At 68.5% G+C, this 13,746-nt stretch carries 17 protein-coding genes; 11 read left to right on the top strand and 6 right to left on the bottom strand.

Features of this window, described 5'->3' with window-relative positions; genetic code table 11:
- Together Q0066_RS07195 and Q0066_RS07190 are read right to left on the bottom strand one after the other, a co-directional pair.
- Positions 1-207, bottom strand: a 207-nt coding sequence (locus Q0066_RS07195) for a hypothetical protein (RefSeq protein WP_298131541.1), incomplete at its 3' end; no start/stop codon positions are given.
- Between the two features lie 752 nt (positions 208-959).
- Positions 960-1,436, bottom strand: coding sequence for a hypothetical protein (locus Q0066_RS07190; protein WP_298131539.1), 477 nt, complete (start codon positions 1,434-1,436; stop codon positions 960-962).
- 72 nt (positions 1,437-1,508) lie between these two features.
- Here Q0066_RS07190 and fdxA point away from each other — a divergent pair, with 72 nt between their 5' ends.
- The gene (fdxA, locus tag Q0066_RS07185) at positions 1,509-1,829 is read left to right on the top strand and encodes a ferredoxin (protein ID WP_298131538.1); all 321 of its coding nucleotides are present in this window, start codon (positions 1,509-1,511) and stop codon (positions 1,827-1,829) included.
- Positions 1,826-2,926 (top strand): succinyldiaminopimelate transaminase, encoded by a 1,101-nt coding sequence (gene dapC, locus Q0066_RS07180; RefSeq protein WP_298131536.1) that lies wholly within the window; start codon positions 1,826-1,828, stop codon positions 2,924-2,926. The genes fdxA and dapC overlap by 4 nt, the downstream gene beginning before the upstream one ends.
- A 116-nt stretch (positions 2,927-3,042) precedes the next feature.
- On the opposite strand, the gene Q0066_RS07175 is transcribed toward dapC, so the two are convergent.
- Positions 3,043-3,858, bottom strand: a complete 816-nt coding sequence (locus Q0066_RS07175) for a hypothetical protein (RefSeq protein ID WP_298131535.1) — start codon at positions 3,856-3,858, stop codon at positions 3,043-3,045.
- A 29-nt stretch (positions 3,859-3,887) separates the two neighbouring features.
- A complete protein-coding gene (gene dapD, locus Q0066_RS07170) occupies positions 3,888-4,817 on the bottom strand; it encodes a 2,3,4,5-tetrahydropyridine-2,6-dicarboxylate N-succinyltransferase (RefSeq protein WP_298131532.1) in 930 nt (309 codons plus the stop codon).
- A gap of 119 nt (positions 4,818-4,936) precedes the next feature.
- Between dapD and dapE the strand changes: the two genes are divergently transcribed.
- The 5 genes from dapE to Q0066_RS07145 all read left to right on the top strand — a co-directional run bounded on the left by dapE (position 4,937) and on the right by Q0066_RS07145 (position 8,687).
- A complete protein-coding gene (gene dapE, locus Q0066_RS07165) occupies positions 4,937-5,992 on the top strand; it encodes a succinyl-diaminopimelate desuccinylase (RefSeq protein WP_298131530.1) in 1,056 nt (351 codons plus the stop codon).
- Positions 5,993-6,178: 186 nt separating this feature from the next.
- The gene (locus Q0066_RS07160; protein WP_298131528.1) at positions 6,179-7,096 is read left to right on the top strand and encodes an LCP family protein; all 918 of its coding nucleotides are present in this window, start codon (positions 6,179-6,181) and stop codon (positions 7,094-7,096) included.
- A gap of 27 nt (positions 7,097-7,123) precedes the next feature.
- Positions 7,124-7,864, top strand: coding sequence for a TIGR00730 family Rossman fold protein (locus Q0066_RS07155; protein ID WP_298131526.1), 741 nt, complete (start codon positions 7,124-7,126; stop codon positions 7,862-7,864).
- 14 nt (positions 7,865-7,878) lie between these two features.
- Positions 7,879-8,370, top strand: coding sequence for a DivIVA domain-containing protein (locus Q0066_RS07150; protein WP_298131524.1), 492 nt, complete (start codon positions 7,879-7,881; stop codon positions 8,368-8,370).
- Positions 8,371-8,513: 143 nt separating this feature from the next.
- On the top strand, positions 8,514-8,687 hold the full coding sequence (locus tag Q0066_RS07145; protein ID WP_298131522.1) for a DUF3117 domain-containing protein: 174 nt from the start codon (positions 8,514-8,516) through the stop codon (positions 8,685-8,687).
- Between the two features lie 72 nt (positions 8,688-8,759).
- On the opposite strand, the gene glgA is transcribed toward Q0066_RS07145, so the two are convergent.
- Positions 8,760-9,944, bottom strand: a complete 1,185-nt coding sequence (gene glgA / locus Q0066_RS07140) for a glycogen synthase (RefSeq protein ID WP_298131545.1) — start codon at positions 9,942-9,944, stop codon at positions 8,760-8,762.
- 172 nt (positions 9,945-10,116) lie between these two features.
- Here glgA and glgC point away from each other — a divergent pair, with 172 nt between their 5' ends.
- Positions 10,117-11,334 carry a glucose-1-phosphate adenylyltransferase gene (gene glgC / locus Q0066_RS07135; RefSeq protein ID WP_298131521.1) on the top strand — a complete coding sequence of 406 codons (1,218 nt, stop codon included), beginning with the start codon at positions 10,117-10,119 and terminating at the stop codon, positions 11,332-11,334.
- Between the two features lie 176 nt (positions 11,335-11,510).
- On the opposite strand, the gene Q0066_RS07130 is transcribed toward glgC, so the two are convergent.
- Positions 11,511-12,167, bottom strand: a complete 657-nt coding sequence (locus Q0066_RS07130) for an O-methyltransferase (protein WP_298131520.1) — start codon at positions 12,165-12,167, stop codon at positions 11,511-11,513.
- A 75-nt stretch (positions 12,168-12,242) separates the two neighbouring features.
- Here Q0066_RS07130 and dapA point away from each other — a divergent pair, with 75 nt between their 5' ends.
- The 3 genes from dapA to Q0066_RS07115 all read left to right on the top strand — a co-directional run.
- Positions 12,243-13,124, top strand: a complete 882-nt coding sequence (gene dapA, locus Q0066_RS07125) for a 4-hydroxy-tetrahydrodipicolinate synthase (protein ID WP_298131518.1) — start codon at positions 12,243-12,245, stop codon at positions 13,122-13,124.
- Between the two features lie 42 nt (positions 13,125-13,166).
- Positions 13,167-13,559 (top strand): sec-independent translocase, encoded by a 393-nt coding sequence (locus Q0066_RS07120; RefSeq protein ID WP_298131516.1) that lies wholly within the window; start codon positions 13,167-13,169, stop codon positions 13,557-13,559.
- Positions 13,560-13,639: 80 nt separating this feature from the next.
- A partial coding sequence (locus Q0066_RS07115; RefSeq protein WP_366521504.1) for a PRC-barrel domain-containing protein occupies positions 13,640-13,746 on the top strand: 107 nt, incomplete at its 3' end.

Here is a 13,746-nt window from a genome sequence, read left to right as displayed (position 1 = left end):
CGCCGCCTCGGAACGGTCGACCTGGCCGAGCACGGTGTGCACCACACCCGACAACTGCGACTGCACCGTGAGCAGGTCAGCCACCAGATCAAGCTGTTTCCGATCCGGCAGTAGCGTCACAGCGTCGTAGTCGAGATCATCGAGCAGGCCGGCCACCACGGTGGCGAAATCCGCCACCGCCGTCCCTGGGCTTACCTCGATGCTCATACCGTTGACCTTAAACGTCGCTACCGACAAAAACTGTTCACCGGCCGGTTAGGGATAAATCCCGTAGCCACACCAGTGATCCGATTCATGAAGACCACATTGGAGGCCGGGTCTGACACTTTTCGTGGACAAGCTTCCACGGCAGGCATGGTTTCTGAAACTGACAACACCAGGGTGGTTTCTGACAACACCGTGACAACACATCCATGCCGTTTGGATCATTCGAGCGTGCGGCCGAACACGGGTCTCGACAAGCTCGACCAACGGAGGCACCGGATCATAGGATGTGAGGTCGTCCAGAGTTCCGGTGCACCGATGTCGAGATCGCTCACCGACTTCGGAAAAGCGGACTGGATTTCGGGCTACAACACGAACCAGCACATGTTCCCCGCCACCGGTCACCGATGTCGAGATCGCAGCCGCGCCGTCGCTCGCCCGGCTGACGTGCCGTCCGGTCGACGAAGACACCGGCGTCCGCCGGGACGAGGAGCTTCAGTTGGTCAGGGCACGACATCTCGACAAGTCCGACCAACGGTGGCCAGAGGCTTCCGTCGGACGAGTGACTCCAGATCGGCAGCGCACGAGGCACCTTGGCGAGCACGGCCAAAAGTGGAACGAAAGAACCGTCCCTTCGGTCCACGTGGCCTGGAAGTGGAACGAAAAGAACCGTCCCCGCGTTCCAGAGTTGGAACGAAAAGAACCGTCCCCGCGTCCCACCTGGCCCTGACAGGCTTGACCAACCGGCGCGAGGTTCAGCGGCGCACCTGGATGCTGCGGGCGTTCTGCCGGGTGGCCCACCAGGCGAGTGCCACCAGTAGTTCGTGATCGGTGACGTTCGTGGTCAGCCACTCGCCCTCGATCCGGGCCCGTAGGCCGCCGTCCGACCACTCGCCGCGTCCGGCGAACACCTCGGCGGGTGGGCTGCATCCGGCCAATAGGTCGCTGATCCGGTGCAGTTCCGGCTCACCGGCGACTCCCGCTCGGGCAGCGAGATCGTCCAGCAACGCGGTGGGCGCCGAACGCGGATCGCGTCCCAGCGACACCGTCACCCGCCGGGCTGCCAGCACCGTCCCCGGCGTCACCACATGCGAGCGTCCGTGCCGGTCTTCCAGGGTGAGCGGGTCCACCGAGAGCACGAATCCGATCAGGTCCGTCGCGGGCTCGGTGAGCCGCAAACTGACCCGTTCGCCCGGCCGGAGCGGGGGCCGCAGACGGTCCAAAGCGTCCATGGGCACCCTCTCTGTTCCCAGTCGTGCACGCTAGAGTGTTCCACGATTCAACGAGGTTCGGAGAGGATCGAGATGACGTACATCATCACGCAGCCCTGTGTCGATGTGAAAGACCTGGCTTGCGTGGAGGAATGTCCCGTGGATTGCATCTACGAGGGCAACCGAATGTTGTACATCCAGCCGGACGAGTGTGTCGACTGCGGCGCCTGTGAGCCGGTCTGCCCGGTCGAGGCCATCTACTACGAGGACGACGTCCCGGCTGACCAGAAGGTCTTCTACGACGTCAACGTGCAGTTCTTCGACACCGTGGGATCCCCGGGTGGCGCGGCGAAGATGGGCCCCATCGACGCCGATCATCCGGTCGTGACCGCGCTGCCGCCGCAGGGCGAGTGAAGCTCCGCGACCGCAGCCTGCCGGATTTCCCCTGGGACTCCTTGGCGGGTGCCAAGGCCCGCGCCTCGGCGCACCCCGACGGGATCGTCGACCTTTCAGTCGGGACTCCCGTCGATCCCACCCCCGAGGTGGGCCGTCGAGCGCTCGCCGAGGCGTCCGATGCCCCGGGGTATCCGACGGTGTGGGGGACGCCCGCGCTGCGGGCCGCGATCCGTGACTATCTCGCCGACCGGTGGGGCAGCCTGCCGATCGCGGACGAGGGTGTGCTGCCGGTCATCGGCACCAAGGAGATCGTGGCCGCGTTGCCGCATCTGCTGGGTCTCGGTGCCGGCGACACCATCGTCATTCCGCGGATCGCCTACCCGACCTACGAAGTGGGCGGACGGCTCGTCGGCGCCGAAGTGGTGCCCTGCGACGACCCCGGGCAGATCGCCGACCTACGACCCGGGCTGGTCTGGATCAACTCGCCGGCCAACCCGCACGGCGAGATCCTCTCGGCCGATCAGCTGGCCGCTTGGGTGCGGTACTGCCGTGAACGCGGGGCCGTGCTGGCCTCCGACGAGTGTTACGGCGAGTTCGGCTGGGACGCCGAGCCGGTCTCGGTGCTGCATCCGGACGTGAACCAAGGTTCGCTGGAGGGGCTGCTGGCAGTGCATTCGCTGTCCAAGCGCTCCAACGTGGCGGGCTATCGGGCGGGTTTCCTGGCCGGTGACGCCGAACTGGTCAGCGGGCTGCGCGAACTCCGCAAGCACGCCGGTGGCATCGTGCCGGCACCCGTCCAGGCGGCGATGGTGGCGCTGCTCGGAGACCGCGACCATGTGGCCGAGCAACGCGAGCGGTACCTTCGGCGGCGCGCGCTGCTGCGGCCGGCGCTGGAGGCCTCCGGCTTCCGGGTGGTGCACTCGGAGGGTTCGCTCTACCTGTGGTGCACCCGGGGTGAATCGGGCCGGGTAAGCGTCGATTGGCTCGCCGAGCGCGGCATCCTGGTCGCCCCCGGCGACTTCTACGGGCCTGAGTCGGGCGACTTCGTCCGGGTCGGGCTGACGGCCACCGACGAACGCATCGCTGCCGCGGCGGCGCGCCTCACTGCCGGCTGAGGTCTCACGCTGGGCGCTGGGGACCGGAGGGAGATCCCGGGGCGAGCCCGGGATGACGGTTGCGACGGATTGGTCTCGACAAGCTCGACCAACGGTGAGGCTCGACGGGCAGCTGGCTAGGCCTTGAAGCCGATGGTCACGCTGCGTCCGCCGCCGATTCCCGACCAGGACGCCAGGGTGTGCGAGCTGTGCACCCAATCGCCGCCGCCGACGCTGACCCGGGCAACGCCGAACTGACCGACATGGGCGATCGCCAGGTTCGCCGATGCCCAGGCGACGTTCTCGCTGCTGGCGGACACCACAACGCCGGCGTCGGTGGCGCGGACCTCGACCTTCGACTTCAGCGCCTTGCGGAGCAGAGCAGCGGTACCGGCAGGATCGGCCTTGCCAGGCTTGTTGATGGTGCAGCTGAACCCGCCCGGGGTGTTCCCGGTCAGCACCGAGGAGAGCACCCGCGCCTTGCTGACATGTTTGCGGTAGGCGTCCGGGTGGCCGGAACGCTGCACCGCCTGCGCCACATCGTTGATGTCGCCCGTTCGCCAGTTCTTGACCCGGACCAGGGCGTCGTAGAACTTGCCGGCGGAGTAGTACGGATCCATGATCTGTTTCACCGTGCCCCAGCCCTGGCTGGGCCGTTGCTGGAACAGCCCGACCGAGTCGGCATGGCCGTAGTCGAGGTTGCGAATGCCCGACTCCTGATAGGCGGTGGTCAGCGCGATCGTCGCCGCCCGCGCGGGCAACCCGCGGCTGAGTGCCACCGACGTGATGATCGTCGCGTTCACCGCCTGCTCGGGGGTGAGCGTGACGTTCGCACCGTCGGCACTGGCGCGGCATTGGTCGTCCATCGGCAGCGGCTGCTTGGTCGCGTTCGACCAGATCACCGCGCCGCCCCACAGCACGCCGCCGACGATCGCCAGCAGGGCGATCGCCACCAGGGCGAGGCGAGACCAGCGGGGGCGCATCAGTTCGCGTGCAGAGCAGCGTTCAACTCGAAAGTGCTGCCGGCCTTCGGGCGCACCTGGACGGCCCCGGTCAGTGAGTTGCGCAGGAACAGCAGGCCCGACCGCCCGGACAACTCGCGGGCCTTGACCACGGCGCCGTCGGGCAGGGTGACCTTGGTGCCGGCCGTCACGTACAGCCCCGCCTCGATGGTGCAGTCGTCGCCGAGCGAGATGCCCAGCCCCGACTCGGCACCCAGCAGGCAGCGTTCGCCGATCGTCACCATCTCTTTGCCGCCGCCCGACAGTGTGCCCATGATGGACGCCCCGCCGCCGATGTCGCTGCCGTCACCGACGATCACGCCGGCCGAGATCCGGCCCTCGACCATCGAGGCGCCGAGCGTGCCGGCGTTGAAGTTCACAAACCCTTCGTGCATCACCGTCGTACCGGACGCCAGATGCGCACCCAGGCGGACCCGGTCGGCGTCCGCGATCCGTACCCCGGAGGGCACCACGTAGTCGACCATTCGAGGGAATTTGTCGACACCGAAGACGGTGAGCTGCCCCCGGCCGAGGCGAAGTGCGGCCCGGACCTGCTCGAAACCCTCCACCGCACAGGGACCGGCCGAGGTCCAGACCACGTTGGGCAGGACGCCGAAGATGCCGTCCAGATTCAGCTCGCGGGGGCGGACCAACCGCGCGCTCAGCAGGTGCAGCCGCAGGTAGGCGTCCGGGGTGGATGCCGGGGCGGCGTCCAGGTCGATCTCGACCAGCACGGTCTCGGTGCGGACGCCGCGCTCGGCGTCGTCGGACTGCGCCGCCGTCAGCTGTTCCGGGGCGGCGGCACCGGCGGGGGAGCCGAGCTGCGGGTCGGGGAACCAGGTGTCGAGCACCTGTCCGGAGGAGTGGATGGAGGCCAGGCCCCAGCCCCAGGCTGAGCGGGTGTCGGTCATGGCGGCCAGCCTAGCGGGGCTCTCCGACAGTTCGGCCGACCGGATCGACCGCCGGCCGGCCCCTGCTCGCGGCACCAGGGGGAACGAGAAACGTCGGCGTCCCTCGCTACGCTCAGCCCATGACCCTCGATGCCCGCGGCGACCTGGTCGCGCTGTTCCGTGCGATCGTCGACATCGAATCGGTCAGCGGGAACGAGCGCGAACTCGCCGACCAGATCGAACGAGAACTGCGCGGCTGCGCGCACCTGAGCGTGCTGCGCGACGGCGACACCGTGATCGCCCGGACGGCGCTCGGCCGGCCCGAGCGAGTCGTCATCGCGGGACACCTCGACACCGTTCCGCTCGCCGGCAATCTGCCGTCCTGGCGCGAGGGTGACCTGATCTACGGCCGCGGCAGCTGTGACATGAAAGGTGGCGTGGCGGTCATGCTGGCCGCCGCGGTCGCACTCGAGGCGCCGTCCAGTGACCTCACCTGGATCTTCTACGACCACGAGGAGGTCGAGTCGGCGGCCAACTCACTGACCCGGATCGCTGCCACCCGTCCCGAACTGCTGGCGGGTGACTTCGCCGTTCTGATGGAGCCGACCAGCGCCCGCGTCGAGGGCGGTTGTCAGGGCACGCTGCGGTTCAGCGTCACCACCACCGGACGCGCCGCCCATTCGGCCCGCGCCTGGATGGGGCACAACGCCATTCACGACGCGACCGACGTGCTGGCCCGGCTCGCCGCCCACGTCCCCGAGCAACCCGAGGTCGACGGGCTGCGCTACCACGAGGGGCTCAACGCGGTCGCCATCGAGGGTGGCATCGCCGGCAATGTGATTCCCGACCGCTGCACGATCACGGTCAACTACCGGTTCGCGCCGCACCGCAGCGTCGAGGAGGCGCAGCAGTACTGCCGCGAGGTTCTGGACGGCTACGAACTGACCTTCACCGATGCGGCCGCGGGCGCCCGACCCGGCCTGGACCGTCCGGCCGCGGCCGCTTTCCTGGCCGCCGTCGGTGGCGAGCCGTCCGCCAAATTCGGCTGGACCGACGTCGCCCGGTTCTCCGCCCTCGGCATTCCGGCGGTCAATTTCGGGCCCGGTGACCCGTCCAAGGCGCACGCCGACGACGAGTTCTGCCCGGTGTCCGATCTGGTCACCTGCCACGACGCGGTGCTGCGCTGGCTCAGTTGAGCGTGGATTGCCCGATCGGCCGGCAGTCGCCGGTCAGCGATCCGGCGCCATGTACGCTGATTTCTCGCCGACGGTTTCTTCGGGAGGGAAACCGCGGCGCATTGTGCATGAGCCGGCCGGGGGGATCGGACCATCAGCGACCTACTTGCCTATTCCCGGACGCGCCCGCGCAGCCGCGGCGTCCGGATGTTCCTGCGCGTGGGCACCGGTGTGCTCGCGTGCCTTCTCGCCGTGATCATCGTCGCGGGTGCGGCCGTCGGGTCGCTCTGGCTGTCGGCCTCCGGCATCCACCGCAGCCCGTCGCTGCTGCCCGTGCGGGACGCGGCCGGCAGCCCCGGGGCACCGGGATCGCTCAACCTGCTGCTGGTCGGTGACGACGGGCAGCAGCCGCGAGCCTCCGCCACCGTCCTGCTGGTGGTGCACATCGACAGCGCCCGTGAGCGGGTGGACGTCGTCTCGTTGCCGCGCAACCTGATGGTGACCTCTGTCGACGGCAGCAGACAGCGGCTGAGTCGCCGTTACACCGACGGCGGGCCCGCGTCGGTCGTCCAGTCCGTGGAGAGCCTGCTCGGCATCCGGATCGATCACGTCGCACTGACCCGGCTGGAGGGCATGTCCCGGCTGATCGACATGCTGGGAGGGGTGCCGGTCAACAACCCGGTCCAGGCAACCACCGGTGAGTACACCTTCGTACGTGGCCCGATCACCCTCACCGGCCCGGGCGCGCTGGCCTTCGTCCGTCAGGACGACACCAACATCGGCGGTATCGATCGTGAGGAGAGCCAGCGGCTGGTCCTGCAGGGCATCGTCGAACGGCTGCTGACCAGCAAGGCGCTGCTCAACCCGGGAACGGTGAAGGCGGTGCTCGATCAGCTGGCCGGCGACATCGTGGTGGACTCCGGGCTGGACGCCCGTGCCCTGGTCGAACTCTTCGTCGACGTGCGGCTGCTGTCCACCCAGCAACGTCCGGAGACGATCAAGCTGCCGACTGCCGGCGCGGGCGTGACGGACGCGGGCTTGAGCTACCTGTTGCCCGATCAGGCCCGGGTGGCGGCTCTGGGCCGGGCATTGAACACCGACGCGATGGAATCCTGGGGCCGCTGACGAAGCGCCCCCACTACGCTGGCGGGCGTGAGCAAGCGCACGCGCACCCAGGGCCCGGTGATCCGGCGTGAGGGGCAGGTTCAACCGACCACCACCGATCAGCGGCTGCTGGCCGGCAAGGGCGACGCGGGCTGGATCCACAGCGACCAATGGCGCATCCTGCGCATTCAGGCTGAGTTCGTCGAGGGCTTCAGCACCCTCGCCGAACTCGGTCCGGCGATCGGCGTCTTCGGCTCGGCGCGGACGCCGAAGGCCAGCCCGGTCTGGCAGGCCGGGGTTGAGATCGGACGCGGCCTGGCGCACGCCGGCTACAGCGCGATCACCGGCGGCGGTCCGGGCATCATGGAGGCGGTCAACAAGGGCGCCGCACAAGCGGGCGGGGTGTCGGTCGGGCTCGGCATCGAGTTGCCGTTCGAGCAGTCGCTGAACAAGCACGTCACCCTCGGCATCAACTTCCGCTACTTCTTCGCCCGCAAGGTGATGTTCCTCAAGTACTCCCAGGGGTTCATCGTGATGCCGGGTGGATTCGGCACCTTCGACGAGCTGTTCGAGGCGCTGACACTGGTGCAGACCCGTAAGGTCACCTCGTTCCCGATCGTCTTGTTCGGCACCGAGTTCTGGCAGCCGCTGCTGGACTGGATCCGCTCCTCGGTGCTGGCCGGTGGATACGTCTCAGAGGTGGATCTCGACCTGGTGATGGTCACCGACAACGTCGACGAGGCGATCCGTTGGGTGACCGGCGCGGGTGCGACCGGCAACGGAACCTGACCGGAGGCATGGAGATGGAATGGGTGTTGTGGATGATCGCCGTGGCGGTTCTCGGCCTGGCGGCCGTGGCGGCGTCCGGACGGCTGGGTGAACTGCCCGGGACGGTGACCGACACGCCGCGTCCGCATGTGCCGACCGGGGTGGTCACCGGTGACGACCTGCGCGCCCTGCGGTTCGCGGTCGTCCCGCGCGGCTATTCGATGGACCAGGTGGACGGCCTGCTCGACCGGCTGGCCCGGCAACTCGACGCGGCACCTTCCCGGACGCAGCTGCCCCCTCGGGCACCGGACGTCCCATCGGCCGGTGCCGAGACCGCAGCCGCGGCCCCCGCGTTCACCCCGACTGAGACGGTCGTACCAACCGCTGAGACGGAGCCTCTAGCGCCCCGTGCTGACATCGTCCCGGACGCCGATCCCGATCCTGCGGCGTCGCAGGTACCGATCGGCTCCGACGACGAGCGCCCCGCGTTCTTCCGTCCGGCGGGTGAGAGCGACCAGCGGCGCTGACCGCGCCCGGGCGCGGGTCGAGCAGCCGTCCGGACCGATTCGTTGCCGGCGATAGGTGAGCAGGCTAGGGCAGCTTCCGGGCAACCGCGACGGGGTTCTGGAATAATGGCCCCGTAAGTCCCCAACTAGAACGAGGGTGAGCAATGGCAGCAATGAAGCCGCGGACCGGTGACGGGCCCATCGAGGTGGCCAAGGAAGGGCGCGTGATCGCCATGCGAATCCCGGCCGAGGGCGGCGGACGTTTGGTCATCGAGATGAACGCGGCCGAGGCGGCCGAGCTCCTCGAAGCACTGACGGGTGTCGTCAACCCTGCCTGAGCGCGCCGCTTTCCAAGCCAATGACGAAGGCCCTCGGATCTTCCGGGGGCCTTCGTCGTGTCGGAGCAGCTGTCAGCTGTTGTGGGTGGCGATCGCCTTCTCGTAGACCTCCACGGTCTCCTGGGCGATCTTCTCCCAGCTGAACTCGTCGATGCAGCGCTGGCGTCCGGCCAGGCCCATCTGGCGCGCCCGGTCGCGATCGCGGGTGAGCGTGTTGACGTTCTCGGCGAACTTCGCCTCGAAGTCCTTCACGAACTCCGGGTCGCCGGCCTGGGCCGGGTCGTAGGGCACCAGCAGGCCGGTCTCGCCGTCGACGACCACCTCGGGGATGCCGCCGACGGCCGAGGCCACCACCGGGATCTCACAGGCCATCGCCTCCAGGTTCACGATGCCCAGCGGCTCGTAGATCGAGGGGCAGGCGAACAGCGTGGAATGGGTCAGCACCTGGCGCACCGCGGCGCGGGGCAGCATCTCCTGCACCCACTTCACGCCGCTGCGGGTCTTGTTCAGCTCGGCGAAGGCGCCGTCGAACTCGGCGGCGATCTCCGGCGTGTCAGGAGCGCCGGCGAGCAGCAGCACCTGGGTGTCGGGGTCGAACTGCTGAGCGGCCCGGACCAGGTGGATGAGGCCCTTCTGCCGGGTGATCCTGCCGACGAAGGTGACGATCGGCTTGTCGCGGTCGACGCCGAGGGAGTCGATCACGTCGGTGTTGGCGTCCGGCTTGAACTCTTCGGGATCGATGCCGTTCTTGACCACATGGATGCGGGCCGGATCGATCGACGGGTAGGCGTTGCTGATATTGGTGATCATCGCCGCCGACACCGCGATCACGGCGTCGGCCTGGGTGAAGGCGGTCTTCTCGATCCACGAGCTGACCCGGTAGCCGCCGCCCAACTGCTCGACCTTCCAGGGGCGGTCGGGCTCCAGCGAGTGCGCGGTGACGACGTGCGGCACGTCCTGGAAGTGGCCGGCGACGATACCGGCGAACTGGGCGTACCAGGTGTGCGAATGGATGACGTCGACCTCGGGGATGGCGGCTGCCATCGAGACGTCGGCGCCCAGGACGCGCAGGGCGGCGTTGGCACCGGCCGGGTAGTCCTCGGCATGTGCCGTCGCACCTTCGCGCGGCTCTCCCATGCATTGGACGTCGACGGACTCGGTGAACTTGCGTAGTTGCGGGACCAGCTGACCGACGTGGACGCCGGCGCCCCCGTAGATGTGCGGCGGATACTCACGAGTGAGGATGGATACACGCAGTGACATGCAGGGATCGTTGCACACCGAGCCCGCACCAGGGGAGGGGCTGAGCCGCTGCCGGGACACTCGAGCGCCGAATGTTCCGTAGCCCGGACGCCGTGGGCGCGCGACTCGCCTGAGAATTTCCTCCGTGGGACTGTCCCACAGGTGCGGGGGGCTCTATGTTCGGATCATGAGCAACCCGACCGTTCTCTCCATCGTCCTGGCGGGCGGTGAGGGCAAGCGCCTGATGCCACTCACGGCCGATCGAGCCAAACCTGCGGTGCCCTTCGGTGGCACCTACCGGCTGATCGACTTCGTCCTCTCCAACCTCGTCAACTCCGACCTGACCAAGATCTGCGTGCTGACCCAGTACAAGTCGCACTCCCTCGACCGGCACATCGCCGTCACCTGGCGGCTGTCGCCGATGCTGGGCAGCTATGTGACCTCGGTGCCGGCGCAGCAGCGCACCGGCAAGCAGTGGTTCCAGGGCAGTGCGGACGCCATCTACCAGTCGATGAACCTGATCAACGACGAAGATCCCGACTACGTCGTGGTGTTCGGCGCGGACAACATCTACCGGATGGACGTCTCGCAGATGCTGCAGGCGCACATCAACTCCGGGCTGGACTGCACCGTGGCGGGCATCCGGGTGCCGCGTCAGGAGGCGACCGCATTCGGCGTCATCGACGCCGACGCGAACGCCAAGATCAAGAGCTTCCTGGAGAAGCCGGCCGATCCGCCCGGGCTGCCCGACAGCCCGGAGGAGTCGTTCGCGTCGATGGGCAACTACGTGTTCACCCGCAAGGCGTTCGTCGAGGCGCTCAATGACGATGCCGCGTCCGACACCAAGCACGACATGGGCGGCAACATCGTCCCCGACTTCGTCAATGCCGGCCGTGCCGGGGTGTACGACTTCACCCGCAACGAGGTGCCGGGTGCCACCGAACGCGACATCAACTACTGGCGCGACGTAGGTACCATCCAGGCCTACCACGCCGCCCACATGGACCTGATCTCGGTCGATCCCGACTTCAACCTGTACAACCGCAAGTGGCCGATGTTCACCGAGCAGGTGCAGGCTCCGGGTGCCAAGTTCACCCTGCGCGGCAACGCCGAGGACTCCATCGTCAGCGCCGGTTGCATCATCTCCGGCGGCGACGTCGACCGCTCGGTGCTGTCGCCGAACGTGGTCGTCGACAAGTGGGCCAAGGTCGAAGAGTCGATCGTCTTCCCGGGCTGCCGGATCGGTCGCAACGCGGTCGTCCGGCGGGCCATCCTGGACAAGAACGTGCACGTGCCGGACGGCGTCGAGATCGGCGTCGACCCCGAGCACGACAAGGCGCGCGGCTTCTTCGTCGAGGACGGCGTGACCGTGGTGCCGAAGAGCTTCCCGATCCCCAGCCCGTAACCGACTCCCAGCAGTGCCCGACGGCCGGCCCGGACCCCCGGGCCGGCCGTTCCGGCGTCCGAGCGGCTCCCGCGACGCACAAAGCCCTCCCTAACTAGTTCTGCCCTCCCGCATGTGGGAGGGCAGAACTAGTTAGGGAGGGCTTGAGGGGCCGGACGGCCGGAAGGGGAGGAGGCTCAGGCCTTGACGGCGACCAGGAGGCCGTCGCCGACGGGCAGCAGGGTGGCGGTGAAGCCCTCCATGTCGCGGACGGCCTGCAGCGCTTCGCGAATGATCAGGGTCTCGTCGTCCTCGTTGGTTTCCTCGGCGAGGAGGCCCTTCCACAAGGCGTGATGCAGCACCAGCAGGCCGCCGCTGCGGAGCAGCCGCTGCGACTGGTCGACGTACTCGACGAACTCCAGCGGGTCGCCGTCGACGACCACCATGTCGTAGGCGCCGTCACTCAGCTTGGGCAGCACGTTGAGCGCCGAACCGGCGATCAGCCGGGCGCGCCGGGGCGGGACGCCTTCGGCGGCGAAGATCTGCCGCGCGGCCACCTGATGCTCGGTCTCCAGGTCGATCGAGGTGAGGATGCCGTCGGAGGCCATGCCGCGCAGCAGGGCCAGACCCGAAACGCCGGCGCCGGTGCCGATCTCGACCACCGCCCGCGCGCTGATCAGCCGGGCGAAGAAGGTGAGCGCCGAGGTGACGCCCTGGCTGGCCGGTGTCAGGGCCAGTTGGCGGCTCGCGGCGCGGGCCAGCCGCATGGTGTCGTCGTCGGGAACGAACGACTCCGAGAATGCCCAGGACGGAGACGGGGTGGCAGCCTTGGCTGAGCGCGATGCAGGACTCACAGGGTCAGCCTATCGAAGCACTGCCGGCAGGTGCGGGTACGGGCGCCCCGGGTGGGACGCCGTTACACTGCGGCCATGTCCCAGCCTGTCTTCGGCCGCCTGCTCACCGCGATGGTCACCCCGTTCCACCCGGACGGCACGGTCGACCTGGCAGAGGCCCGAAAGCTCGCCGCCCACCTGGTGGATGTGCAGCACAACGACGCCCTGGTGATCAACGGCACCACCGGTGAATCGCCGACCACCACCGACGCCGAGAAGGCCGAACTTGTCGCCGCCGTGGTGGACGAGATCGGCGACCGTGCCCAGGTGGTCGCCGGGGTCGGCAGCAACGACACCCGGCACACCATCGAACTGGCCCGGCAGGCCGCGGACGCCGGGGCGTCCGGTCTGCTGGTGGTGACCCCCTACTACTCCAAGCCCCCGCAGGACGCGATCGCGGCCCACTTCCGAGCGGTCGCGGACGCCACCGAGCTGCCGATGATGCTGTACGACATCCCGCACCGGGCCGGCGTCCCGATCCAGACGGCCACCCTGATCGAACTGGCCGGCCATCCGCGGATCGTCGCGGTCAAGGACGCCAAGGGCGACCTGGTCGCCTCGGCCACCGTGATCGCCGCGACCGGGCTGCACTACTACTCCGGCGACGACGCCCTCACCCTGCCGCTGCTGGCCGTCGGCGGGGTCGGCGTGGTCGGCACCTCGACCCATTTCACCGGTGCCCGGGCGAAGGTGATGATCGAGAAGTTCCTGGCCGGTGACCTGGCCGGCGCCATCGTCGACAACGCCGCGCTGTTGCCGGTGTTCACCGGGGTGTTCGCCACCCAGGGCTGCATGCTGGTGAAGGCCGGTCTCGAGGCGCGCGGCTTCCGCCGGGCCGTGCTGCGTGCTCCGCTGCTGCCGGCCTCGGCCGAGCAGAAGGCCGCCTTCGTGGCGATCCTGGACGCAGCCGGTCTCTGACCGGGAACGGTCGTGCGGGCAGTTCGCACTACCCTGTGAGCCATGGATTTCAACGCGAGCGAGATTGTTCTGCTGCTCGTGTTGGCCATCGTCCTGTTCGGGCCCGAGAAGCTGCCTGAACTGGCCCGCAAGACCGCCCGGGTGTTGCACTACGTCCGGCGTATCGCGAACGATGCCCAAGGCCGGTTGCGCGAGGAACTGGGGCCCGAGTATGCGAATCTGCAACTCTCCGATCTGAACCCGAAGGCGTTCGTCGCCAAGCATCTGGGCCCGGACGCCACCGCGGAACTCGACTCGGTGGCGGCCGAGATGCGCGGTGCGCGGACCAGTCTGGACGACGCGATCACCGGGGCCCCGGACGCGGTGCCCGAGGCCGAACCGGAGGTGCCCGCGGCTGAACGGCCGCTACCGCCCTTCGACGTCGAAGCCACCTGAGTCGCACTGACTCGTCGACTTCGCCGGGAAGCGGCGTCCGAGGGTCGGCCGCAGCGGGGGTGAGGCGCTAACCTCCCAGGGTGACCAGCTCGTCGATCTTCGTGTCCCGGATCAAGGGACTGCCGATGCTGGACGCCAGTGGCGACCAGGTGGGCAAGGTGCGCGATGTGGTGCTGCAGAACCGTCC

The organism is Micropruina sp. (genome assembly GCF_027492755.1).
Classification (GTDB): domain Bacteria; phylum Actinomycetota; class Actinomycetes; order Propionibacteriales; family Propionibacteriaceae; genus Micropruina.
The sequence above is the reverse complement of the archived record's forward strand: the minus strand, read 5'-3'. Positions and strand labels throughout refer to the sequence as shown.

Bases quoted from the DNA above. Each gene is read 5' to 3' on its own strand.
- Q0066_RS07190 (WP_298131539.1), bottom strand. From the start codon at position 1,436: ATGGACGCTTTGGACCGTCTGCGGCCCCCGCTCCGGCCGGGCGAACGG.
- fdxA (WP_298131538.1), top strand. From the start codon at position 1,509: ATGACGTACATCATCACGCAGCCCTGTGTCGATGTGAAAGACCTGGCT.
- dapD (WP_298131532.1), bottom strand. From the start codon at position 4,817: ATGACCGACACCCGCTCAGCCTGGGGCTGGGGCCTGGCCTCCATCCAC.
- dapE (WP_298131530.1), top strand. From the start codon at position 4,937: ATGACCCTCGATGCCCGCGGCGACCTGGTCGCGCTGTTCCGTGCGATC.
- Q0066_RS07160 (WP_298131528.1), top strand. From the start codon at position 6,179: ATGTTCCTGCGCGTGGGCACCGGTGTGCTCGCGTGCCTTCTCGCCGTG.
- Q0066_RS07150 (WP_298131524.1), top strand. From the start codon at position 7,879: ATGGAATGGGTGTTGTGGATGATCGCCGTGGCGGTTCTCGGCCTGGCG.
- Q0066_RS07145 (WP_298131522.1), top strand. From the start codon at position 8,514: ATGGCAGCAATGAAGCCGCGGACCGGTGACGGGCCCATCGAGGTGGCC.
- glgC (WP_298131521.1), top strand. From the start codon at position 10,117: ATGAGCAACCCGACCGTTCTCTCCATCGTCCTGGCGGGCGGTGAGGGC.
- dapA (WP_298131518.1), top strand. From the start codon at position 12,243: ATGTCCCAGCCTGTCTTCGGCCGCCTGCTCACCGCGATGGTCACCCCG.
- Q0066_RS07120 (WP_298131516.1), top strand. From the start codon at position 13,167: ATGGATTTCAACGCGAGCGAGATTGTTCTGCTGCTCGTGTTGGCCATC.